Source organism: Streptomyces sp. NPDC031479 (genome assembly GCF_055581065.1).
Window position 1 is genome coordinate 89,379 of sequence record NZ_JBVIKC010000025.1, and the last position, 22,218, is coordinate 111,596.

The window sequence follows — 22,218 nt, forward strand, 5'->3', positions numbered from 1 at the left end:
GAAAGGAGCCGCCATCATGGGCGTTGCCGCAAGTCCGTCGTACGACCGCCGGGCGTCCGCCTCCCTCTTCTCCCGTCTGCGGACGGCCAGAGGGCAGGCCGACCCCTTCCCGATATACGCCGAACTCCTCTCGCGGGGCGAAGTGGTGCCCGCACCCTGGGGCGGCTCGGCGGTCACCGGCTTCGCCGCCTGCGACCAGGTTCTGCGCAGCAGGCAATGGCTGGAGCCCGACAGGGAATGGCGGGAGCGCCAGGGGCCGGGCACCCGCTGGAACGCGCCCAGCTCGCGCGAGATGAGCAACACGCTCGCCGCGCTCAACACCCCGGACCACACCAGGGTGCGACGGGCGGCGGGCACGTTCGACCGGGGCAGCGTGGAGCGCATCGGCCGCAACGTGCAGCGGACCGCGGACCAGCTCCTCGACGCGTTCACGGAGCGAATACGCACCGGCGAGGCGGACATCTCGGCGCTCGTCTGCGAGGAGCTGCCCGTGGCCACCATAGGTGACTGGCTGGGTCTGCCACGAGCCGACTGGCCCCGACTACGGGAGTTGACGCACGATCAGGTCTTCACCCAGGAGCTGCTGCCCTCGGCCAGCCAGCTGGCGTTGTCCGACGCGGCCACGGCCGAACTCCGCACCTATTTCATGGAGCTGGTGCGTGACCGGCGCTCCCACCCCAGCGACGACCCCGTCACCCGGTGGATCCGGACGTGGGACGCGATCGAGCCCGACCGGGACGAGGCCGACGAGGCGGTCTACTTCCTGGTGCTGTTCGTCCTGCTGGCCGCCCTGGAAACCACCGCGACCCTCCTCTCGACGATGACGCTGCGGCTCGTCGAGAGCCCGGAACGCTGGGACATGGTCGCCGACAACCCGGACCTCGTGCCCGGGTTCGTGGAGGAGACGCTCCGCTACGACCCGCCCACCCACGTGATCAGCAGGGTCGCCTCGCAGGACTGCGTGCTGGGGGGCGTCGAGATCCGCCGCGACGAGATGGTCCACCTCATGGTCGGGGCCGCGCACCGGGACCCGGCCAGGCACGGCGACCCGGACCGGTTCGACCCCGAGCGCACGCCCGGCCACCTCGCGTTCAGCGGCGGCATCCACTACTGCCTCGGCGCGCCGCTGGCCCGCCTCGAAGCCCAGACCCTCCTCCGCCAGCTGATCCGGCGCCTTCCCCGCCTCACCCTCGTACGCCCCCCGTCGATGGCGCCCCGCGTGGCGTTCCGGCGCCTGCTGAACCTGGACGTGGCCGTCGCATGACCGAATCCACCCGCACCCGGACCGTGCCCAAGGCGATCACCGCCGAGCAGGACGGCCCCGTACTGCGCGTCCGCCTCAACCCCTGGGGGCAGGAGGACACGTTGGACTCCGCGGTCCTGGACGACCTCATCACCCTGCTGGACGACCTCCACGAGAGACCCGACGTACGGATCCTGACGCTGTCGTCCATGGGTACGGACTTCTGCCTGGGTGCCGACCGCGACGAGTACCGGGAGGCACTGGCCGCCGATCCGTCCGGAGCGGGCCTGCGGCGCATCGCCGACAAGGCGCACCGGCTGTGCCAGGCGCTGGAGAACACTCACGCGGTCACCATCGCCCGCCTGCACGGGCGGGTCATCGGCGCGGGTCTCGCCCTCGCCTCCTTCTGCGATCTGCGCGCCGGTGCCGACACCAGCCGCTTCCGGATGCCGGAGGTCGGCATAGGGCTGCCGCCGGCGTGGGGCGGGGCGATGGGGCGCCTGGTCTCCGAGGTGGGCGCCTCCCGGATCCGCGAGCTCATGCTCACCTGCGACGTCTTCGACGCCGACACGGCCCACCGGCTCGGTCTGCTCCACCGGACCGCCCCGCTCGACCGGCTGGACAAGGTCATCGATGCCTGGACCGGGCCCCTCGCCCGGCGCTCGCCCGAAGCGCTCGTCCTGACCAAGCGGATGCTGGCCGGCTACGCGCGGGCGGACAGGACGGCGGACGTCTCCCTCCTCGACTCCCATCTCCTGGCGGCCTCGCTCCACCAGCCGCCGACGTGCTGATCCCCGGGGCCGCGGACCGCCGGGCCGGCTCACCGGTCGGGGTGGGAGGGGAGCCGCTCAGGAGTCCGGGTGTGGGCGCTGCGTGGTCGGCGTGGATGCCCGGCGGTGTCTGATGTTGACCGCCGCGGCCCTGGCCAGTGCCACGGGGTTCAGGAAGCGCGGCGGGCCGATCAGGCGGGAGGCGAACAGGTACATGTGCCGCGCCATCGACGCGTCGCGCGCCGCCGCCGAGAAGACCAGCCGCTCCACGGGGTTGAACGGGCGGGCCTTGGCGAAGTCGACCGCCAGGCCCTGGTGGCCGCGCAGCCGGCGGCGGTGGGTGCGGGCGTACGCCGCGAGGGACCTGTCGAGGTCGCCGCGGCCGGCCGCGGCCGGCGCCACCGCCCGCGCCAGCCAGTGCGCGGACTGCAGGGCCCAACCGCAGCCCACGCCCCACAGGGGATCCCCGGTCAGGGCGGCGTCGCCGATCAGGGCGATGCCCGGTGCGGTCGGATCCCGGGTGACGAGGGGGTAGTCGACCGTACCGATGATCTTGGTGATGCGTTCGGCGGAGTCGATGGGCGGCGCCTCGGGCAGGGCGCGGACGAACTCGAAGAAGCTGCCCTCCAGGTCTTCCCGGAAGGCCGGCAGTCGCCTCTTGTCCGGGAGCACCGCGAGAACCGTCACCCCGTCGTCGTTCGGGAACGCGTAGGCCATGTCGGGTTCGAGGAACCAGGTCTGACCGATCCCGCCGTGCAGCGGAAGGCCGCGGAAGTGGGCGAGGTAACCGAAACGCCCGTTCTCGTGCAGCCGGGTGGGCACCTCCGCGAGCTTCGCCACCGCCGAGTCCTTGCCGTCGGCGCCGACCACCAGTCGGGCCCGGAGCTCCCGTTCGCCCTGTGGTGTCGACGCGCGCACGCCCACGGTCCGCCCGGCTTCCCGGAGCAGCCCGGTCACCCGGTGACCGGGGAGCAGGTCGACGCCGGGGGTCTGCGCCGCGCGGGATCTGATCAGCGGGTCGAGGACGCTGCGCCGGATGTTGTACGCGTACGGGAGCTCGGGGCCGCCCGGCGCGGCCTTCGGTTCGATCCACCCCCAACGGGTGTACCAGCGCGCCTCGTTGCGGACGGCCCCCGCCTCTTCGAGAGCGGGAACGAGGCCGAGTTCGTCCAGCACCGGATAGGCGTTGGCCGTGATCGAGTGGGTGCACAGCACCTTGTACACCGCGGGGTCCGAGCGGCGTTCCAGGAGTGCGACGCGGACGCCGCGTCGGGCGAGCAGGATCGCCGCGGCGGAGCCGGCCGGGCCGGCTCCGCTGATGACGACGTCGTAGCCGTCTCCCGCGCTCTCAGGGTTGGTCATGCGCTGATCGCCCCCTCCGGGTGGTGCAGTGCTCCTGCTGTCAGGAACATGACCAACTCTAGGCGGACTGCGGTTTCTCCGGTGCTCGTTCCAGTGCGCGGATCGCGGGGACGCTCAGCATCACGCCGATGCACACGACGCCCACGGCCGAGGAGAACAGCAGCACCCGGTCCGCTCCGAAGGCGGCCGCCGCCGGGCCGGCCAGGGCGCGGCCCACGGGGATGACCATGATGGAGCCGGCCACGTCATAGGCCGAGACGCGGCTCAGGACGGCCAGCGGGATGTGGGACTGCACGCTCGTCGCCCACATCACGCCCCAGAACGCGAACCCGCAGCCCGCCACGGCCCCGGTCAGCGCCGTCACGGTGAAGGACCAGCCCAGGGCGGGCGCGAGGGGGTTGAGGGCGAAGAAGAACATCGCGCAGGCCCCCGCGACGAGGGGGCGGCGGGGCCGGACCCGCATGCCGAGCAGGCCGCCGACGATCGTCCCGGCGCCGTCGGCCGAGGCGATCCAGCCGTATCCCCCGGCGCCGTGCTGTTCGGTGAGCAGCGTCGCGCCCAGCGGGAGGGCCGGGCCGAAGACGAAGAGGCCGTACACCGCCCATACGGAGATGACCCCCCACAGCCAGGAGCGGGACCGGAACTCGTGCCATCCGGCGGCCAGTCGGTGCCACATCGGGTCGTCGCTCTCGTCCCGGGCGGCGCCGAGCCCGCGCAGCGGCGCCAGGCCCAGGGCGCTGAGCGCGTACGCCGCCGCGATGACCACGAAGGATCCCGCCACGTTCCAGTAGGCCACGAGGAGACCGGCGACCCCGGGACCGAGCAGGGTGCAGATGGCCTCGGAGATCCGCAGGAGGGCGTTGGCCCGCTGGATGTCCTCGGCGACCCGGGGCACCAGGCTCGCCAGGCCCGGCTGGAACATGGCGGTGGCGGCGCCGCTGAGGGCCAGCAGCGCCATGACGTGCCACAGCCGTACGTGGTCGCCGACCAGCAGCAGCGCGAGCGCGAGCATGACGACCGTGCGCACCACGTCCGCGCCGACCATCATCACCTGCGGGGTGAACCGGTCGGCGAGGACACCGCCGAACAGCACGAGCAGGACGATCGGCGCCATCCACGCGGCCAGCGCGTAGCCGACGCCGGCCGCCCCGTATCCCGCCCCGAGCACGGCGGTCGTCAGCGACACCATCAGCATGCCGTCGCCGAGCAGCGAGGTGCTGCGGGCGGTGAAGAACAGCCGGAAGCGACTCGACCGCCACGGGCTGGGCGGCGGGGTCTGCTGTTCCCGCCGCGCGGTTGCCTCATCCATCGTCATGTCACATCGGCCGCTGCCGGCCGGTCCCTTCCCTGAGAATCTTCCGGTGGAGCCAGGCGCCGCTCCGGTCCGCCTCCGCCGGCGGGTGCCGGACGATCACGTACCGGCTCGGGGCCAGTACTCCGGGGCGGCCGGGAAGCGCGTCCATCAGCGCGGTGTGGGCCTGCGCCGGGGTGAGCGGGGTGTCGCCCGCGGCGATGTACGCCGTCAGGGCGCTCTCCGCCGGCGCGCTCCCGGCCGCCGCGCTCCCGGCCGGGGCGTCCGCGGTGACGTGTACGGGGAGGCCGTCGAGGGCGCGGCTCAGCGTCGCGGCCACGAGCGGCGGCGAGGTCCAGGAGCCGTCCACCCGGAGCCAGTGGGGTCCGCGTTCCACCGGCCGGACCCCCGTCGCCCCGGTGAGCGACGCGAGCGGCACGTCCCGCGTGGCGGCGGCCTCCAGGAGCCGTACCAGACCGGTGAGGAGCCCCTCGGCCTCCTCGGGCCCGAACAGCGCCGGGTCGGCCCACATGCCGAGGTGCAGCAGCGGATCGGTCGCGTGGACGAAGGCGAGGACGCGGGTCGGCAGGACCTGCTCCGGGCCCCAGGTCAGCTCCAGCTCCGGCCCGTACGGGTCCCGGCCCTCCGGCGGCCCGTCCGCGGTGAGGGATGCCACGGTGGCCGGGAGCGTGCTCACGTCGTTGAACACGACGTCGCGCGCGAACCGGCTGCCCCGCTCGAAGGTGGCCCTGCCGATCACCTCCCACAGGCCGAGCGCGTCGAACCGGCTGTGCCGGTAGGCGTTGAGGGCCGCTCCCCAGGCCTTCTTGAGGAGCACGTCGAAGGACGGCACCCGGACGTCGAGGGAGAGCAGGGCGTCCTGGGAGAGGGTGTTCACCGAGCGCGCGAGCCGGGGGTGGTACCGGTTGGAGGTCGGGGCGGCGACGACGCAGGCGTCCTGCCCGGCGCGGTGGGCGACGATCGCGCACCAGGCGGTCAGCAGCACGGTGGACGGCAGGGCGCCGGTGCGTTCGGCCACGCCGGCCAGCGCGCGGGCGGCCCGCCGCGACCGGAGGGTGAGCAGGGGCGTGCGCACCTCGGTGCCCTCCGCGCCCGGCTCCGCGAACATCGCCTGGGGTCCGGTGCGGATGATCCGCTCCCAGTGCCGCAGGGATGCCTCGGACCTGCGCAGACCGGCCGGGGTGGCCTCCTCCTCGGCGAGGCCGAGCGGGGTGAGCGAGGCGGGCGGGGCGAGCTCCTCGCCCGCGAGCAGGCCGAGCCATTCCTCCTTCAGGACCGCGAGGGCGCCGGCGTCGGTCAGGGCGTGGCTCGCCGCCATGGCCACGCACACCGGCGTGCCGGCGCGTGTCACCAGGGAGAGGCGGAGGGGGAAGTCCCGGTCCAGGCGGAAGCGTTCCTCGCGCGCCCGGCGGGCCAGCGACTCGGCGTACCCGAGGGGGCCCTCGGGGAGTTCCCCGTGGTCGAGGACGGTGACGGTGAACGATCCCCGGGACGCCACGACCTGCTCGCGGGGCGCGCTGCCCGGGGCGTGCGGGAAGGTCGTGCGCAGGGCCTCGTGCCGTACGACGAGGGCGCGCAGGGCTTCGACCACCGAGTCCGTCCGGGTCCCCTCGGGAACCGGCCACACGTCGTGGATGTTGATGTGCGCGGGTTCGTCCCGCAGCATGCAGCGGATCATGTTGGCCTGCCCCATCGTGACGGGACCCCGGCGCTCCTCCCCGCCCGCGTACGTGACGGTGAGGACGTGCGTGCCGCCCGGCTGACGGGAGCGGCTCATGCGGTGCATCGCGCGGACTCCGGGTGCGTCGGGCCGGGGCGGCCCTGCGCCCGGCTCGCGCGGGTCAGGTCCTCCCAGGCGTCGGTCAGGACGGCGAAGTCCTCCATGTCCTGCCGGGCGTCGTCGAGGAGCCGTGCGCGGCGGGCGGTGAGCGCTTCCGCGGCCGTGGCGTAGCGGCCGCCCAGGGTCCGGTACGAGCGGTCGAGGACGTCGAGCCGTCGTGCGCCCTCCTCGGGGGCGACGCGGGCGCCGTCCCTGAGGAAGCCCGCGACGGCGGCGGTGCGGACGTGGCCGTCGGGGTCGAGCAGCGCGTCACCGGCCCGCTTCGTGGCGGCGTACACGGCGTCGAGGTGCGGGCCGGAGAGCAGGAACTTGACGAAGCGCAGCTGGTAGGCGAGGAAGCCGGCGTCGGAACGGCGCTCCCCGGTGTGGAAGTTGACGATGTGCCGGTTGTGGAGGACTCCCGGCAGTCGTGCGTCGTGGACCAGGTGGAGGAGGAAGTAGTCGCTGCCGATGGTGTCGGTGGCCGGCGGCAGGGGCACCCGGCCGTAGACCTCGCGGTCGAGGGCGATGTTGCACATGTCGACGCGCATGGGGCTGACGCTGGTGAGGGTGGTGAGGTCGCCGGTGAACGCGGCGGTCCCGGCGCCCCGGAAGGACTCCGCGATCAGGTTCCTGCGCCAGATCTCGGGGTGGCCGGCGGGGACCGAGAGGCCCACCACCTCCTCGTAGACGGACGGGTCGAGGCGGCGGATCTCCTCCACGTCCACGGACATCTCGCCGACGAAGGAACCGCCGACCAGGGCCACCGGCCGGTCCGCGCAGGCGGGGTCGAGCCTGCTCCGGGTGACCAGGGCGGACACGTCGGCGGCGGGCCGCCCGAGGGACGTCAGCTCGTGGTGGAGGGGGAAGACCGGCTCTCCGTCCAGGTACTGGTAGCGGCTGTCCGAGTCCCGGCGGTGGACCGAGGTGCAGCCCAGGGCCTCCGCGATCAGGAAGGCGCGGTTGGTACAGGCTCCGTAGGAGACGCCGGACGGCAGCATCAGTTCCAGCAGCCGTTCGGGCGCGGCGGCTCCGGACCGGGTGACCACCGCGTCCAGGAAGGCCCGTTGGGCGTCCTCGTCGAGGTGGTGCACGACCACGCCGGGGACCGCGGGCAGGGCCGCGACCGTCTCCCGGTGCCCGGCGAGTGCCGGGGCGTCGCAGGAGTCGAGGACGAGGAGGTGCACCTCGGCGCCGAAACGGCGGGCGCCGTACGCGGCCTCCTCGGCCACGGCCCTGATCGTCGCCGCGCAGGGCCGGTTGGTGGGAAGGGTCAGGCAGACACGGCGCACGCCGGCTCCCCGCTCCGGTCGGTGCGGGCGGCGGTGCCCGTCTCCTTCCAGGACGTGAGCCCGAGCAGTCGGCTGCCGAGCTCGTTCAGGGTGGCCGTGGGGTACCGCTCGGACTCGTGCAGCACGGGGTCGCCGACCAGGGTGCGGTTCCAGCGCGGGGTCCGCAGGTGCCGCCAGGAGTCGACGCGGGAGCGCCTCAGCCGCTCGTGTTCCTCAAGGGCCGGCATCATCGACAGGTACTGGACCGCCCGCACCTGGTCCCGGGAGGTGTTGCGCGCCACGCCATGGGCGAGCAGGCCGTTCCAGATCAGCAGGTCTCCGGGGTGCAGGTCGGGGCGGACGACGGGGTACTCCGCCGGGTCGGCGCCGGGGCGCAGGGGGTCCCGGTCGGCCGGCCGGCCGGCCTTCCACTCGTCGAACCGCCGGAAGAGCTCCGGACTGCACTGGAAGCCGCCCGATTCCGGCCGGGTGTCGTTGAGCGCGATGATCCCCTGGACGCGCTGCGGCGGAACACCGAGCGTGGTGTCGATGTCCCAGTGCAGTTCGATGTCGAAGCCGCGGTCCGTGGGCTCGATCAGGGCGCGGTCGCGGTTCCCGACGTTGGGCGGGTTGAGGTTGAGCCGGTCCTGGGTGACCCAGAGTTCCTCGCAGTCCCACACGTCGACGAAGGCGTCGTAGACGCGCTGGGCCTGCCGGTTGTCCCACAGGAGCTGGTGGTGGTAGGCCTCCACGAAGCCGTACACGTGCAGTTGCCGGTCCAGGTCGGAGCGGAACGGCCGGTCCTCGTACCAGCTGTCCGGCCGGTCCGGGTCGAGGCCCTGGAATTCCCAGGTGAAGTCGAGGAGGCGCCGCGCCGCTTGCGCCGGGACCGCCTCGCGGACGATGACGTAGCCGTACGTCTGCCAGTGGGCGAAGTCCTCGTCCGACAGCACCCGCAGCGGTCTCGACTTCTTCAGCTCCCGCAGGGTGGTCTGGGCCAGGTAGGACTCGCCGTCCGCGCTGAAGTACGGCAGGTCCGAGGCCGCCCGGTGGAGACGGGGGCGGCGGGGAGCGGGTGTCGTCATGCGGTCCCTCCAGAAAGGGAGTCGGGGCGGCGGTTCGGCTCGTCGGCGGGCGCGGCCGCGCCGGCGGGTGCGAAGGGGGGAGGAGAGCGGTGACGCGCGCTCCTCCTCGGCCGGAGGACAGCGCGGGGCGGCCCTCGGCGCGGGCCGGTGGCGGACGGCACGGACGGGTGGTCACGCCGTGGCGCGGGTGCGTGGACCGTGCCGTTCGGCGGAATTGGTTTAGACCATAACCGCTGCCAAGTGGCATCTCAAGAGACGGAGTTGCGCCGAAACGGAGCCTGGGGCTCCACTCGACCGTCCGCCAGGTTTGGTCTAGACAATAGCCGCACGGGCGGCTTAGTGTCCTGATGCGCAGTCCGCCCCTAATCGGACATTCGACTTCTTCGCCGCTGCGCACCCGTCGCGGTCAACGCCGACCGTGCGCGCGGACCTCGACCACACCCGTCCGCGCCCCGGTGGAAGCGCGTCGGCGCCACCGCGCAGAAGCCTTGGCGCGATCGGCGCGCCCATCCGTACGGCCGGCCCCGTCCGACTGTTCACCCACGCCCAGAGGAAGCGGTTCCCATGAGCACACCCAGCACCACGGCCCTGCCGGACGGCGGCCTGAAGAGCCCAGGTGCGGGCCTGATCACGCTGGATCCGGTCCGGACCGCCCTCCTGCGCGGACTGGACGACCTGCTCACGGGGCTGGCCGCACGGCTGTGCGCCCCCGAGGTCGTCGGTCCGCCGCTGCTGTCCGTGGAGGGGCTGGCCCGGCTCGACTTCTTCCGCAACTTCCCCCACCTCGGCGTCTCCGCCGCGCGATTCGCCCCGGACGCGCTCGACGGGCTCGCCGCCGGCGAGGCGCCGGGAGAGCTGCCGCTGCGGCCGACCGGCTACCTCCTGCCGTCCGCCACCTGCTACGGGCTGCTGCTCTCCCTGGAGGGTGGGGACGTGGGCGAGGAAGGCCTGCGCCTCTCCGCCGCCGGCCGTTGCTTCCGCAATGAGACCCACTACGACGGGCTGCGGCGCCTGTGGGGCTTCCACATGCGGGAGGTGCTCTACCTCGGCACCCAACAGGGCGCGGTCGAGCACCTGGAACAGGGCGCCGGCTTCATCCTGGAGGCCGCCGCGCGCCTCGGACTGGAACTGGACAGGGCCGTCGCCGACGACCCGTTCTACGACAAGGGGGGCGCCCGGGCCCGGCTGATGGCCCTGGACCCCGTCAAGCACGAGTTCTCCGCCCCCGACGGCACGGCCATCGCCTCCGTGAACCGGCACCGCAACTTCTTCGGCGAGCGGCTGGACATCCGCGCGGGCTCCGCCGGCCCGGCGTACAGCGCCTGCGTCGCCTTCGGCCTCGAACGCTGGGTCCACGCGATGGTCCTCGCCCACGGCACCCCCGAACGGGCCCTGGACCGGCTCCGCGACGCCGCCCTCTGAGGCGGCCCTCTGAGGCTGCCCGCCCCACCCTCACGTCACCGCAACAGCAGCAAGGAGCGACTCTCCCCCATGGACCGCATCGCCACGTGGCTTCACGAGAAGAACCCCGGCCTCGACGGCCCCATCGGCACCGACGAGGACCTCATCGAGGCACGTCTCATCGACTCCATGGACTTCCTGGAGTTCGTCGACCTCCTGGAGGAGCTCTCGGGCGCCACCATCGACCTCCAGGAGGTCACCATCGACGACTTCCGCACCCTCGACAGCGTCCAGAAGCGCTTCCTGAGCGCGTGCCCCTGACCGACGGCGCGGCGCGGGGCCGGGACACGGGCATCGCGGTGGTGGCGACCACCCGGGAGGTCCTGGCCCGCCCCGGGCTCCACGAGGGCCTGCTCGCGCCCTGGGAACGGCGGCGGCTCGCCGGGATACGGGTGCCGGGCCGCCGTGACGACGTACTGGCGGCGCGGCTCCTCGTCCGGCTGTGCGTCGCCCGTCACACGGGCCTGTCCCTGCACGAGTCGGCCCCGGCGCAGAGGTGCCCCGGGTGCGGACGGCACGGCCACGGGCGCCCGTACCTGCGCGGCCGTCCCGGGCTGGGGCTGAGCATGAGCCACGCGGACGGTCTGGTCGCGGCGGCCGTCGGTCCGGGCGCCGTCGGCATCGACGTCGAGCCCTCGACGCGCCGCCCCGGCCCGCTGCGCGTGCTCCGCCGCCTGCTGCCCGAGGCGGACCTCCGCGAGGCCGGCGCCGGGCCGGATCCCGGCCCGGCGCTGCTCCGGCTGTGGGTCCGCGCGGAAGCCTCGCTCAAGGCGGGGCGGGACGGTCTGCGGCTCGTCGAGTGGTCGGACCGTGAACGGGGGGCCGTCGCGGCCGTGGCCTGCGCGGCCCCCGTCACGGTCCTGTCGACCGGATGAGTCAGGCGGTGCGGGCGGCATGGGCCGCGTCCGCCTCGTGGTGGACGCCCGTGAGGAGGGCCCAGACGACGAGGAGGTTCACGGCGATCAGCACCATGGCCCACCACGGGTAGTACGGCAGCCACAGGAAGTTGGCGATCGCTCCCAGGCCGGCGACGGTGACGCCGAAGTAGCGGGCCCACAGGGCCCCTCGGAGCACGGCGACGCCCGCGAAGAGGAGCAGGGCACCGAGGATGATGTGCACCCACCCCCAGCCCACCAGGCTGAACTCGAACACGTAGTGGCGGGTCGCGACGAACACCGGGTCCCTGGAGGCGGCGGAGATGCCTTCGAGCAGCGCCATCACGCCGCCGAGGATCATCAGGGCTGCGGCCACCTGGGTGCGGCCGGACGTGGGCGCGTGCCAGGGCTGGGGGTGTTCGTGGCCCGCGCGGGCTCTGCTGGCGTCACTGGCCATGTCGGCCTCCATGGGTTGCGGAGCCGGTCCGGCGTACCGCGACCGGCGGAATTCCCCGTTTCAGCCTGGCACGGCGGACCCGCATCGGCACTCCGGGCGCCCCGGCACCCGCCCGTGGCTACGCCGAGGCCGGATGCGGGGGGTAGGGCGGGCGGGCCGGGGTGACGGGGGGCGCCGGGAGGGGCGGGAGCGCGGGGGTGTGGAGCCAGGCGGTGAGGAGGTCGTCCAGGGGCTCGGTGGCGTAGCGGGCCACGTGGGCGGTGAACACGGCGGTGGTGACCACCCCGTGGCGGTGCACGCCCGCCCAGTCGCGGAGCATGCGGAAGAACGCGGTGTCGCCCAGGGCGCAGCGGATCGCATGGACGGTCAGCCCCCCGCGCTGGTAGAGGCGGTCGTCGAACATCAGCTTGCGGCCCGGGTCGGCCAGGCGCAGGTCCTGTGGCTGAGCGGAGAGCAGCCGGTGGGCGGTGGCGGCGAGGTCGTGCGCGGGGCGGCCGCCGGAACGCTCCGACCAGAGCCATTCCGCGTACTTCGCGAGGCCCTCGTTGAGCCAGATGTGCCGCCAGTCGGCGATGGTGACGCTGTTGCCGAACCACTGGTGCGCGAGTTCGTGCGCGATGAGGCGCTCCGACCCGCGGGCGCCGTCGACGTGGTTGGCGCCGAAGAGGGAGAGGCCCTGGGCCTCGACGGGGACGTCGAGTTCCTCGTCGGCGATGACGACGGCGTACTCGCCGAAGGGGTAGGGCCCGAAGAGTTCCTCGAAGAGGCGCATCATGGCGGGCTGCCGGGCGAAGTCGCGGGAGAACCGCGGCAGCAGGTGTGCCGGTACGTGGGCGGTCTGCGCGACGCCTTCGAGACCGGGGTCGCCGAGCAGCACCGTCTGGTAGAGGCCGATGGAGAGGCCGACCAGGTAGCTGGAGGTCGGTGCCGGCTGCTCGTAGACCCAGGTGGTGGTGCTCGCCCGGGTGGTCCGGGTCAGCAGGCGGCCGCCCGCCACGACGGTGTAGGCGGAGGGCGTGTTGACGGAGATGTGGTACGAGGCCTTGTCGGCGGGCCGGTCGTTGCACGGGTACCAGGAGGGCGCGCCGACGGGCTGGCTGGCCACGAGCGCGCCGTCGGTCAGTTCCTCCCAGCCGAGGCCGCCCCAGGGGCTGCGCACGGGCTTGGGGTTGCCCGCCCAGTGCACCTCCACGGTGAAGGCGGCGCCGGCGGGCAGGGGCTTGGCGGGCCGTATGCGCAGCTTGCCGCCCCGGTGGGCGTAGTGCGGGACGCGGCCGTCGACCAGGACGCGGCCCACCTTGAACTCGGCCAGGTTCAGGGCGAACTCGGCGAGCGGGGCCCGGCCGGCGATCGCGCTGATCCGGGCCGTCCCGGACAGCCGGTTGGGGCCGGGACGGTACTCCAGAGCGAGTTCGTACCGGTGCACGCGGTAACGGGGGTCGCCGTTGGCCGGAAAGTACGGGTCCGACGCCGCTGTCTTCTGGCCGCTGAGGTTCATGGCCGTCCCTGCTCCCTGCGGTGTGCCGCTGTGCCGCTGTGCCCGGCCGTTCAGGACCGCCACGCCTCGATCGGATTGCCCAGCCACCGGGTGTCGGCGGGGACGGATTCCCCGGCCATCACGAGCGAGGCGGGTCCCAGTGTGCTCCGGGCCCCGACCGTGCTCCCGGGCAGGACGATGCCGCCCGGGCCCAGGGTGGCGCCCTCGCGGAGGACCACAGTATCCGTCCTCAAGATCCGGTCGTGGAAGAGGTGTGTCTGCAGGACGCAGCCCCGGTTCACGGTGACCCCGTCGCCGAGGACCACCAGGTCCGTCTCCGGCAGCCAGTAGCTCTCGCACCACACTCCGCGCCCGATCCGCGCCCCCAGGCCGCGCAGCCACAGGGACAGCAGCGGGGTGCCGGGCACCGATCCGACGAGCCAGGGCACGGCCAGGACCTCGACGAAGGTGTCGGCCAGTTCGTTGCGCCAGACGAAGCCGCTCCACAGGGGGTGCTCGCCGGTGCGGTGGCGGCCCACCAGCAGCCATTTGGCCGCGACGGAGACCGCGCAGGCGGCTGCTCCGGCGGCGAGCAGGACGGCGCCGGACAGCAGCGCGGCCTGCCGGAGCCCGGGGCCCGGGGCCGTGATCAGGGCACAGAGCGCGGCCGCGGTCAGCACGGCCAGCGCGGCCGAGCAGAACACGGGGACGAGCCGGCACAGCTCGACCAGGCCGCGCGCCCACAGCAGGCGGGTGGGCGGGTCGTAGGTGCGGCTGTCGTCGGCGCCCGCGGCGGACCGCGGCAGCCTGACCGGCGGCAGGCCCAGGTAGGAGCTGCCCTTCTTGGCCTTCTTCGGGGTGGCGGACAGGACGCCGACGAGTCCGTCGTCGGGGACGCTGCGCCCCGGCGCGGTCATCCCGGAGTTGCCGAGGAAGGCCCGGCGGCCGATCTCGGAGTGTCCGACGCGCATCCAGCCCCCGCCCAGCTCGTAGGGGGCGGTAAGGGTGTCGTCCGCGAGGAAGGCGCCCTCGCCGACGGTGGTCAGGCTGGGCAGGGCGAGCACGGTCGAGACCTCGGCGCCGCGGCCGATCTTCATGCCGAGGAGCCGCAGCCACACCGGTGTGATCAGCCCGGCGTACAGGGGGAAGAGCGTCTCGCGGGCCAGGTCCATCAGCTGGGTGACGGTCCAGGCCTGCCAGCCGGTGCGGCTGTGCGTGGGGTGGGTGCCCCTGCGCAGTCCGAGGCTGAGCAGGCGTACGGAGACCAGAAGCAGCAGCGCGTACGCGAACCCGAAGGCGAGTGCCCCGGGAACCACGGCGAGCAGGGCCCCGCGCAGCGCCTGCGCGAACCCGGCGTCGGCGGGCACGAACCGGCTCGCCACGAGCAGGGCGGGCAGGGCGGCGAGCACGGGCAGGGCCGTGAGGCCGAAGCCGGCCGCCCCGTAGGCGGCCCGCCAGAGCAGCCCGCGCGGCGGGCGTTCCTTGGGCCAGTTCCGCTTGGCCCGGCCGAGCTTGACGGCGGGCGCCCCGGCCCAGCGCTGCCCGGTCGGGATCTGCCCGGCCACGGCGGAGCCGGGCGCCACCTCGGCCCGCTTGCCGACCCGCGCGCCGGGGAACAGCATGCTGCGGGTGCCGACCACCGCGCCGGCACCGACCTTGACCGGGCCGATCTCCAGCCGGTCCCCGTCCAGCCAGTGCCCGCAGAGGTCCACCTCGGATTCCACGGCGCAGCCGCGGCCGAGCTTGAGCATGCCCGTCACCGGCGGCAGCGAGTGCAGGTCCACCTCGGGGCCGACCTTGGCGCCGAGCGCCCGCGCGTAGCGCTCCAGCCAGGAACCGGTGAGCGAGGTGGCGCCGGCGCATTCGGCCAGCCGCTCGGCCGTCCACAGCCTCAGGTGCACGCTTCCGCCGCGCGGGTACCGCCCGGCCTTCACCCCGCGCAGCAGCAGCCGCGCCCCGCCGGCCGCGATCGCGAGGCGCCCCGGCGGGCTGAAGAGCAGGGCCGCACCGGCGGCGACGAGCCACCACGAGGCGGCCGGCGCCCACGGATAGGGCCCGAAGTGGTGCAGTACGTTGCCCAGGGCCAGCAGCGCCACCGTCCAGCGGGCTCCGACCAGGGTGAACAGGGGGAGCAGCAGGAGCGCCTGCACCGCCTTGGCCCGCCGCGGCACGGGCGCGATGGTGCGGATGGCGTCGTCGTCCCGTACGGACTTCTCCAGGCGCCGGGCCAGCTTGCGCAGGACGGGCTGCTGGTAGATGTCGAGGACGGCCGCTCTGGGGTAGCGGGTGCGCAGGCGGGTGGTGAGCTGCGCCGCGGCGAGGCTGTTGCCGCCGATCGCGAAGAAGTCGTCGGCCGCGCCGGTGACGGCCACCCCGAGGGTCTCGCTCCACTGTTCGGCGAGCCAGGCCTCGGTGCCGTACAGCTGCTCCGCCGGCCCGGTGGTCTCCAGCTCGGGCAGCGGCCAGGGCAGGGCGTCGCGGTCGACCTTGCCGGAGGTGCGGGTCGGCAGTTCGGTGACGGGCGCGAGCAGGGGGACGAGCGCGGCGGGCAGTTCGGCGCGCAGCCGGGTGACGGCCGCCGCGTGGTCCCAGCCGTCCTGGGTGACGAGGTAGCCGACGAGCAGCTGGTTGCCGCTGCGCGCGGTACGGACGGCCGCCGCGGCGCCGGCGACCCCGGGCAGGGCCTGGAGGGCGGCGTCGACCTCGCCGAGTTCGATGCGGCGGCCGCCGAGTTTGATCTGCTCGTCGGCGCGGCCGAGGAAGACCAGCCCTTCCGGTTCGGCGCGGACGAGGTCGCCGCTGCGGTAGGCGCGCTGCCAGCCGAGGGATTCCAGCGGGGCGTACTTCTCGGCGTCCTTCTCGGGGTCGAGGTAGCGGGCGAGCCCGACGCCGCCGATGACGAGCTGGCCGCTGCCGCCCATGGGCACCGGTTCACCGGCCCCGTCGACGACGGCCAGCTCCCAGCCGGCGAGAGGAAGGCCGATTCTGATCGGTTCCTCGCCGGTCAGGAGCGCGGCGCAGGCGACGACGGTGGCCTCGGTGGGGCCGTAGGTGTTCCAGACCTCGCGGCCCTCGGTGACCAGGCGCTGGGTCAGTTCGGGCGGGCAGGCCTCGCCGCCGAAGATCAGCAGCCGGACCTCGTCGAGGGTCTCCGGCTCCCAGAGGGCGGCCAGGGTCGGCACGGTGGAGACCACGGTGATCTCCTGCTCCACCAGCCAGGGGCCGAGGTCGGCGCCGCTGCGCACCTGGGAGCGGGGTACGGGGACGAGGCAGGCTCCGTAGCGCCAGGCGAGCCACATCTCCTCGCAGGAGGCGTCGAAGGCCACGGAGAGTCCGGCCATGACGCGGTCGCCGGGGCCGATCGGTTCGTCGGTGAGGAACAGGGCGGCTTCGGCGTCGACGAAGGCGGCGGCGCTGCGGTGGCTGACGGCGACGCCCTTGGGCCGGCCGGTGGAGCCGGAGGTGAAGATGATCCAGGCGTCGTGCTCGGGTCCGGGCCGTGCGGCCGGTGCGCGGACGCCGGCGCCGCCGGGGGTTCCGACGGGGTCGATGCGGCCTCCGTCGCCCAGTACGGCCCGTACGCCGGCTTCGCCGAAGACCAGCTCGGCGCGTTCGTCGGGGTCCTCGGCGTCGACCGGCACGTAGGCGGCGCCCGCGGCGAGGACGGCGAGGATGCCCGCGTACAGCTCGGTGGTGCCCGAGGGCACGCGTACGCCGACCCGGTCGCCGAGGCCCACTCCGGCCGCGTCCAGGGCGCGCCGGCGGCGTTCCACCTCGGCGGCGAGGGCCCGGTAGGTCAGACGGGTGGTTCCGTCGTCGAGGGCGAGCTCGTCGGGGTGGGCCCGGACGGAGGCCTCGAAGACGTCGACGAGGGTGCGGACCGGGGCCGCGGGGCCCGCGGTGAACCGGGCGGACTTCCCGGGCTCCTCGTACGGGTGCCCGTCCGTGTTCCCGTCCGTACGCCCGCCGGTACGCCCGTCCGTGTGCCCGTCGTCGTCGAGCAGGGTGACTTCACCGTGCTCCGGTGTGGCTGTCATGGGCCCTCGCGTCTCGTTCCCGGAAACGTCCGGGTCGCCGGACGGAGCCCGGGTTCGCCCGGGTTGTTCCGGTCCAGCGCCAAACAACCCGCCAGTCTAGTGCGGCATCAAGGATTTTCTCGTTGAAGCCTGTGGCGTGGCCGGGAAGGAGACACCGGGAGAGACCGTCCGGAGCGCCGTCCGGACGCGGTCGGACGCGGTCGTGCGCGGTCGGACGCGGCCGGGCGCCGGATTCAGACGCGCACCATGCGCGAGACGGCGCGCGAGGCCTCCGTGACCTTGTCGCGGGCGGCGTCCCCGCCTTCCGCGACGGCGTCGGCGACGCAGGAGTGGAGGTGGTCTTCGAGCATGGCGAGCCCGAAGGACTGCAGGGCCTTGGTGGTGGCGCTCACCTGGGTGAGCACGTCGACGCAGTACGTCTCCTCCTCGACCATGCGCTGGAGGCCGCGTACCTGGCCCTCGATGCGGCGCAGCCGCTTGAGGACCTCGTCCTTGTGTCCGCTGTACCCCTGCACGGCGGTTCCTTCCCTGGGGGGTATCCATGCAACGACGGCCGGCGGCTTCGTGTTCCGCCGGGCGGTCCGGACCCGCGGCGCCCCGGGCCCGCGACGGTAGCGGGCCGGGGCGGGCGCGGTCAGTGGGAGTGCCCGTCCGACTGCTCGGGGGCGGCCGGGGCGGCGGGGGCGGCCGGGGCGGCCGGGGACGCGGGCGGTTCGGCGGGGGACGCGGGAGCGGCGCCCGCCCGGACGGTGAAGGCCGCGGTGCGGACCTTGCCCTGGTGCTGGAAGTCCAGGAAGAGCCGGTAGGTCCCGCTGCTCGGCGCGGTGGCGGTGAAGGAGACGTCGGGGCCGGGCCCGCCCTCGTTGGGGTGGACGTGGAGGTAGGCCAGGTCCCCGTCGCGCAGGGCGACCAGGTGTCCGTAGGCCCCGAGGTACGGCTCCAGGTCGGTGACCGGCCTGCCGTCCTTGCTGACGGTCAGCCTGAGCTCGCCGGCCTTGCCGGGGTCGAGGTCGCCGGCCAGGGCGACCCGGTAGCCGTCCACCTCCGCCGTCCTCTCCGCCGGGGGCAGCGCCTCGGGGGTGTAGGCGCCCGCGACCGACAGGTCCGCGCCGAGGGTGACGCCCTCGGCGCCCTCGGCGGCGGGGGTGAAGTCGGCGAAGGCCTTGTACGCGCCCGCCGCCGGGAGGTCGACGGGGGTCGACCAGGTGCCGTCGGCGGCCCTCACCGGGTGGAGGTGGCGGTAGACGGTGAGGTCGCGCGAGGCGACGATGAAGTGCAGTTCCTTGCCGTGCTCGGTCTTGAAGGCGGTGACGGGGCGGCCCGCGGCGTCCTTGACGGAGAACCGCAGCTCACCCTGCCCCGACGTCCTGCGCGGGGATTCCAGGCTCAGCGTGTAGCCGCCCTCGGAGACCTGGAGCCCGCCGGCCGCCGGGCCCTTGCCGGGCTTCTCGTGCTCCGCGTGTCCGGCGGCTCCCCCGCCGGCCGGCGCCGCGTGGGCGGCGTGCCCGGCAGCGGCCGGCGCGCCCACGGGGCCCACGCCCACGCCGACCCCGTACGCGGTCCCGAAGGTCGCTGCTAGCGCGGCGGCGAAGACGCCGATCCTCACTCCGGTGTTCATGGCTGCTCTCCCGTACGAGGTAGACGACGTAAGGCCGCATCCAGCGGTTTCATGACTTCACCATACCCCTGGGGGGTACCAAGTCAAGCCGGGCCGACGCTTGCGCCGGATACCACTGGGGGGTATACCTGAGACCAGAAACCGGATACCCCCAGTGGGTATCCGAACGGATCAAGGAGAAACGTATGTCTTCCTGCTGCACCCCTGACGGCAGCTGCGGTACCGGCACCACCACCGTCACGGCCGTCGTCGACAGCACCGCGACCGCCTACCGCGTGTCCGGCATGAGCTGCGGCCACTGCAGGACCGCCATCACCGCCTCCGTCGGCGCCCTCGAAGGGGTCGTCTCCGTGGACGTGGACGTGGACGGCGGCCTGGTCACCGTGACGACGGCGGGCGCCCCCGACGACGCCGCGATCGGCGCCGCGATCGACGACGCCGGCTACGAGCTGACCGGCCGGGCCTGACACACCGCCCGGCCCCGACCCACCGGCCGCCGGGGCCCCGTCCCTACACCACCGGGCCCCGGCCCCCACCCCGCGCTCGAACGAGGAGCAGCCCTCATGACCACCATCACTCCCGGCGCCGCCCAGGTCGAGCTCGCCATCGGCGGCATGACCTGTGCCTCCTGCGCGGCCCGCATCGAGAAGAAGCTCAACCGCATGGACGGCGTCGAGGCCACCGTCAACTACGCGACCGAGAAGGCCAGGGTCACCTTCGACGCCGACGTCTCCGTCGCGGACCTGATCGCCACGGTCGAGGCCACCGGCTACACCGCCAAGGAGCCGGCCCCCGTCCGCGCCCAGGGCCCGTCCGGCGCCGGGGAGGAGCCGGAGGAGGCCGACGAACTGCGCCCCCTGCGCCAGCGGCTGACCGCCGCCGTCGCCCTGGCCGTGCCGGTCATCGCGATGGCCATGGTCCCGGCCCTGCAGATCGACTACTGGCAGTGGCTGTCGCTGACCCTGGCCGCCCCCGTCGTCACCTACGCCGCCTGGCCCTTCCACCGTGCCGCCTGGACCAACGCCCGGCACGGCGCGGCCACCATGGACACGCTGATCTCGGTGGGCACGACCGCCGCCTTCCTCTGGTCGCTGTGGGCCCTGTTCTTCGGCACCGCGGGCACGCCCGGCATGACCCACGCCTTCGAGTTCACCATCGCCCGCAGCGACGGCGCCGGGAACATCTACCTGGAGGCCGCCGCCGGCGTCACCGCCTTCATCCTCGCCGGCCGGTACTTCGAGGCCCGCTCCAAGCGCAAGGCCGGCGCGGCCCTCAAGGCGCTGCTCGAACTGGGCGCCAAGGAGGTCACGGTGCTCCGCGACGGCCACGAGGTCACCGTGCCGACGGCCGAACTCCAGGCCGGCATGCGCTTCCTGGTCCGCCCCGGCGAGAAGATCGCCACCGACGGCACCGTGGTCGAGGGCTCCTCCGCCGTGGACGCCTCCATGCTCACCGGCGAGTCCGTCCCGGTCGAGGTCTCCGTCGGGGACTCCGTCACCGGTGCCACCCTCAACGCGGGCGGCCGCCTGGTCGTCGAGGCCACCCGGGTCGGCGCCGACACCCAACTGGCGCGGATGGCCAAGATGGTGGAGGACGCGCAGAACGGCAAGGCCGCCGCGCAGCGCCTCGCCGACAAGATCTCCGCCGTGTTCGTCCCGGTCGTGATCGGCCTCGCCCTGGCCACCCTCGGCTTCTGGCTCGGCACCGGTTCCGGCCTCGCGGCCTCCTTCACCGCCGCCGTCGCCGTACTGATCATCGCCTGCCCCTGCGCCCTGGGCCTGGCCACCCCCACCGCCCTGATGGTCGGCACCGGCCGCGGCGCCCAGCTCGGCATCCTGATCAAGGGACCCGAGATCCTGGAGACCACGCGCAAGGTCGACACCATCGTGCTCGACAAGACCGGCACCGTCACCACCGGCCGGATGACCCTGCTCGCCGTGCACACCGCGGAGGGCGTCGCCGAGAACGACGTGCTGCGCCTGGCGGGCGCCCTGGAGCACTCCTCCGAGCACCCGATCGCCCAGGCCGTCGCGACCGGCGCGGCCGCCCGGGTCGGCTCCCTGCCCACCCCCGAGGACTTCGCCAACATCCCCGGCCTCGGCGTCCAGGGCGTCGTCGACGGGCACGCGGTCCTGGTGGGCCGCGAGAAGCTGCTCGCCGAGTGGGCGATGGCGCTGCCCCCTCACCTGGAGCACGCCAAGGCCGCGGCGGAGGGCGCCGGGCGCACCGCCATCGCGGTGGCCTGGGACGGTGAGGCGCGGGCGGTCCTGGAGGTCGCGGACGCCGTCAAGGACACCAGCGCCGAGGCGATCCGCCGGCTGCGCGCCCTGGGCCTCACCCCGATCCTGCTGACCGGCGACAACAAGGCCGTCGCGGAGTCCGTCGCGGCCGAGGTCGGCATCGACGAGGTCATCGCCGAGGTCATGCCGCAGGACAAGGTCGACGTCGTGAAGCGGCTGCAGTCCGAGGGCCGCAGCGTCGCGATGGTGGGCGACGGCGTCAACGACGCGGCCGCGCTCGCCCAGGCCGACCTGGGCCTGGCCATGGGCACCGGCACCGACGCCGCCATCGAGGCCGGCGACCTGACCCTCGTACGGGGTGACCTGCGGGCCGCGGCCGACGCGATCCGGCTCGCCCGCAAGACGCTCGGCACCATCCGCTCGAACCTGTTCTGGGCCTTCGCCTACAACGTGGCCGCCCTGCCGCTCGCCGCGGCCGGACTGCTCAACCCGATGATCGCCGGAGCGGCCATGGCCTTCTCCTCGGTCTTCGTCGTCGGCAACAGCCTGCGTCTGCGCGGCTTCCGGGCCGCCGCCAACTGAGGAGCTCCCGTGGCCGGTTACGAACCACACAAGGAAGACGTCATCAGACGCCTGCGGCGGATCGAGGGCCAGGTCCGCGGCGTGCAGCGGATGGTCGCAGAGGACGTCTACTGCATCGACGTGCTCACCCAGGTGTCCGCCGTCAACGCCGCGCTCCAGTCCTGTGCCGTGACCCTGCTCGACGAACACCTGGGCTCGTGCGTCACCGAGGCCATCGCCGAGGGCGGGGATGCGGCGAAGGCCAAGGTGGGCGAGGCCACCCGGGCCATCGCCCGGCTGATCCGCGCATAAACCCGGCCGGTGCGCCGACCGCCCCTCCACACACGGCAGTTCGTGGAGGGGCGGTCGGCTTTTCCGTGCCCGCCCGGGGCCGGCGTAGCGGACCCAACCCGGCTGCCCGACCACCCGAATTGCCCGCCATTCTGGGCCCGTGCGGGCTCAGGACCGGCATCAGGGGCGTTTCAAAGTCCCGTTGATCACGCGAGTCTGCAGGCCACAGCAGCGCGAGGGGGCTGGGCTAGGGGGTGTCTGACGGATATCCGCGGCGTCGCGACGCCCGGCACGCACTCTCGCCGCACCGACCGAAAGCCCAAGTACGTCCAGTACGCG

18 protein-coding genes are annotated in these 22,218 nt (G+C 73.8%); 8 read left to right on the plus strand and 10 right to left on the minus strand.

Features of this window, described 5'->3' with window-relative positions; translation table 11 throughout:
* Positions 1–16: 16 nt before the first annotated feature.
* Positions 17–1,264 carry a cytochrome P450 gene (locus ACZ5D2_RS25445; RefSeq protein ID WP_468932236.1) on the plus strand — a complete coding sequence of 416 codons (1,248 nt, stop codon included), beginning with the start codon at positions 17–19 and terminating at the stop codon, positions 1,262–1,264.
* Positions 1,261–2,034, plus strand: a complete 774-nt coding sequence (locus ACZ5D2_RS25450) for an enoyl-CoA hydratase/isomerase family protein (protein ID WP_371675957.1) — start codon at positions 1,261–1,263, stop codon at positions 2,032–2,034. The genes ACZ5D2_RS25445 and ACZ5D2_RS25450 overlap by 4 nt, the downstream gene beginning before the upstream one ends.
* 57 nt (positions 2,035–2,091) lie before the next feature.
* Here the strand turns inward: ACZ5D2_RS25450 and ACZ5D2_RS25455 are convergent, their stop codons facing one another.
* The 5 genes from ACZ5D2_RS25455 to ACZ5D2_RS25475 are packed head-to-tail and all read right to left on the minus strand — an operon-like array spanning position 2,092 to position 8,862.
* Positions 2,092–3,375 (minus strand): NAD(P)/FAD-dependent oxidoreductase, encoded by a 1,284-nt coding sequence (locus ACZ5D2_RS25455; protein ID WP_468932239.1) that lies wholly within the window; start codon positions 3,373–3,375, stop codon positions 2,092–2,094.
* 58 nt (positions 3,376–3,433) lie between these two features.
* Positions 3,434–4,690 (minus strand): MFS transporter, encoded by a 1,257-nt coding sequence (locus ACZ5D2_RS25460; protein WP_371675959.1) that lies wholly within the window; start codon positions 4,688–4,690, stop codon positions 3,434–3,436.
* Position 4,691: 1 nt separating this feature from the next.
* The gene (locus ACZ5D2_RS25465; protein ID WP_468932243.1) at positions 4,692–6,464 is read right to left on the minus strand and encodes a condensation domain-containing protein; all 1,773 of its coding nucleotides are present in this window, start codon (positions 6,462–6,464) and stop codon (positions 4,692–4,694) included.
* Positions 6,461–7,798, minus strand: a complete 1,338-nt coding sequence (locus ACZ5D2_RS25470; protein WP_468932245.1) for a DUF6271 family protein — start codon at positions 7,796–7,798, stop codon at positions 6,461–6,463. The genes ACZ5D2_RS25465 and ACZ5D2_RS25470 overlap by 4 nt, the downstream gene beginning before the upstream one ends.
* Positions 7,780–8,862, minus strand: coding sequence for a phytanoyl-CoA dioxygenase family protein (locus tag ACZ5D2_RS25475; RefSeq protein ID WP_371675962.1), 1,083 nt, complete (start codon positions 8,860–8,862; stop codon positions 7,780–7,782). The genes ACZ5D2_RS25470 and ACZ5D2_RS25475 overlap by 19 nt, the downstream gene beginning before the upstream one ends.
* Positions 8,863–9,426: 564 nt before the next feature.
* Between ACZ5D2_RS25475 and ACZ5D2_RS25480 the strand changes: the two genes are divergently transcribed.
* From ACZ5D2_RS25480 to ACZ5D2_RS25490, 3 genes are all read left to right on the plus strand, one after another.
* Positions 9,427–10,284 carry a class-II aminoacyl-tRNA synthetase family protein gene (locus ACZ5D2_RS25480; protein ID WP_371675963.1) on the plus strand — a complete coding sequence of 286 codons (858 nt, stop codon included), beginning with the start codon at positions 9,427–9,429 and terminating at the stop codon, positions 10,282–10,284.
* 69 nt (positions 10,285–10,353) lie between these two features.
* On the plus strand, positions 10,354–10,584 hold the full coding sequence (locus ACZ5D2_RS25485; protein WP_371675964.1) for an acyl carrier protein: 231 nt from the start codon (positions 10,354–10,356) through the stop codon (positions 10,582–10,584).
* Entirely contained in the window at positions 10,575–11,198 is a 624-nt protein-coding gene (locus tag ACZ5D2_RS25490) for a 4'-phosphopantetheinyl transferase family protein (protein ID WP_371675965.1), read from the plus strand. Before ACZ5D2_RS25485 ends, ACZ5D2_RS25490 begins: the two co-directional genes overlap by 10 nt.
* Before the next feature lies 1 nt (position 11,199).
* Here the strand turns inward: ACZ5D2_RS25490 and ACZ5D2_RS25495 are convergent, their stop codons facing one another.
* From ACZ5D2_RS25495 to ACZ5D2_RS25515, 5 genes are all read right to left on the minus strand, one after another.
* Positions 11,200–11,655 (minus strand): DUF7144 family membrane protein, encoded by a 456-nt coding sequence (locus ACZ5D2_RS25495; protein ID WP_468932251.1) that lies wholly within the window; start codon positions 11,653–11,655, stop codon positions 11,200–11,202.
* A 118-nt stretch (positions 11,656–11,773) separates the two neighbouring features.
* Positions 11,774–13,153 carry a M1 family metallopeptidase gene (locus ACZ5D2_RS25500; protein WP_371675967.1) on the minus strand — a complete coding sequence of 460 codons (1,380 nt, stop codon included), beginning with the start codon at positions 13,151–13,153 and terminating at the stop codon, positions 11,774–11,776.
* Positions 13,154–13,203: 50 nt separating this feature from the next.
* Positions 13,204–17,169: a Pls/PosA family non-ribosomal peptide synthetase gene (locus ACZ5D2_RS25505; protein ID WP_468932255.1), complete on the minus strand. Its 3,966-nt coding sequence runs from the start codon at positions 17,167–17,169 to the stop codon at positions 13,204–13,206.
* Between the two features lie 233 nt (positions 17,170–17,402).
* Complete coding sequence (locus ACZ5D2_RS25510; RefSeq protein WP_371681121.1) at positions 17,403–17,708, minus strand: metal-sensitive transcriptional regulator; 306 nt, start codon at positions 17,706–17,708, stop codon at positions 17,403–17,405.
* Between the two features lie 95 nt (positions 17,709–17,803).
* On the minus strand, positions 17,804–18,787 hold the full coding sequence (locus tag ACZ5D2_RS25515; protein WP_468932258.1) for a hypothetical protein: 984 nt from the start codon (positions 18,785–18,787) through the stop codon (positions 17,804–17,806).
* 185 nt (positions 18,788–18,972) lie between these two features.
* On the opposite strand from ACZ5D2_RS25515, the gene ACZ5D2_RS25520 reads away from it, so the two are divergent.
* The 3 genes from ACZ5D2_RS25520 to ACZ5D2_RS25530 all read left to right on the plus strand — a co-directional run bounded on the left by ACZ5D2_RS25520 (position 18,973) and on the right by ACZ5D2_RS25530 (position 21,900).
* Complete coding sequence (locus ACZ5D2_RS25520; RefSeq protein ID WP_371675970.1) at positions 18,973–19,254, plus strand: cation transporter; 282 nt, start codon at positions 18,973–18,975, stop codon at positions 19,252–19,254.
* 96 nt (positions 19,255–19,350) lie between these two features.
* Positions 19,351–21,609: a heavy metal translocating P-type ATPase gene (locus tag ACZ5D2_RS25525; RefSeq protein WP_371675971.1), complete on the plus strand. Its 2,259-nt coding sequence runs from the start codon at positions 19,351–19,353 to the stop codon at positions 21,607–21,609.
* A gap of 9 nt (positions 21,610–21,618) precedes the next feature.
* Complete coding sequence (locus ACZ5D2_RS25530; RefSeq protein ID WP_371675972.1) at positions 21,619–21,900, plus strand: metal-sensitive transcriptional regulator; 282 nt, start codon at positions 21,619–21,621, stop codon at positions 21,898–21,900.
* Positions 21,901–22,218: the final 318 nt, after the last annotated feature.

What these genes read in the sequence shown, in the direction of transcription:
- ACZ5D2_RS25445 (WP_468932236.1), top strand. Translation starts at nt 17, where the DNA reads ATGGGCGTTGCCGCAAGTCCGTCGTACGACCGCCGGGCGTCCGCCTCC.
- ACZ5D2_RS25450 (WP_371675957.1), top strand. Translation starts at nt 1,261, where the DNA reads ATGACCGAATCCACCCGCACCCGGACCGTGCCCAAGGCGATCACCGCC.
- ACZ5D2_RS25455 (WP_468932239.1), bottom strand. Translation starts at nt 3,375, where the DNA reads ATGACCAACCCTGAGAGCGCGGGAGACGGCTACGACGTCGTCATCAGC.
- ACZ5D2_RS25460 (WP_371675959.1), bottom strand. Translation starts at nt 4,690, where the DNA reads ATGACGATGGATGAGGCAACCGCGCGGCGGGAACAGCAGACCCCGCCG.
- ACZ5D2_RS25465 (WP_468932243.1), bottom strand. Translation starts at nt 6,464, where the DNA reads ATGAGCCGCTCCCGTCAGCCGGGCGGCACGCACGTCCTCACCGTCACG.
- ACZ5D2_RS25475 (WP_371675962.1), bottom strand. Translation starts at nt 8,862, where the DNA reads ATGACGACACCCGCTCCCCGCCGCCCCCGTCTCCACCGGGCGGCCTCG.
- ACZ5D2_RS25480 (WP_371675963.1), top strand. Translation starts at nt 9,427, where the DNA reads ATGAGCACACCCAGCACCACGGCCCTGCCGGACGGCGGCCTGAAGAGC.
- ACZ5D2_RS25485 (WP_371675964.1), top strand. Translation starts at nt 10,354, where the DNA reads ATGGACCGCATCGCCACGTGGCTTCACGAGAAGAACCCCGGCCTCGAC.
- ACZ5D2_RS25495 (WP_468932251.1), bottom strand. Translation starts at nt 11,655, where the DNA reads ATGGCCAGTGACGCCAGCAGAGCCCGCGCGGGCCACGAACACCCCCAG.
- ACZ5D2_RS25500 (WP_371675967.1), bottom strand. Translation starts at nt 13,153, where the DNA reads ATGAACCTCAGCGGCCAGAAGACAGCGGCGTCGGACCCGTACTTTCCG.
- ACZ5D2_RS25505 (WP_468932255.1), bottom strand. Translation starts at nt 17,169, where the DNA reads ATGACAGCCACACCGGAGCACGGTGAAGTCACCCTGCTCGACGACGAC.
- ACZ5D2_RS25515 (WP_468932258.1), bottom strand. Translation starts at nt 18,787, where the DNA reads ATGAACACCGGAGTGAGGATCGGCGTCTTCGCCGCCGCGCTAGCAGCG.
- ACZ5D2_RS25520 (WP_371675970.1), top strand. Translation starts at nt 18,973, where the DNA reads ATGTCTTCCTGCTGCACCCCTGACGGCAGCTGCGGTACCGGCACCACC.
- ACZ5D2_RS25525 (WP_371675971.1), top strand. Translation starts at nt 19,351, where the DNA reads ATGACCACCATCACTCCCGGCGCCGCCCAGGTCGAGCTCGCCATCGGC.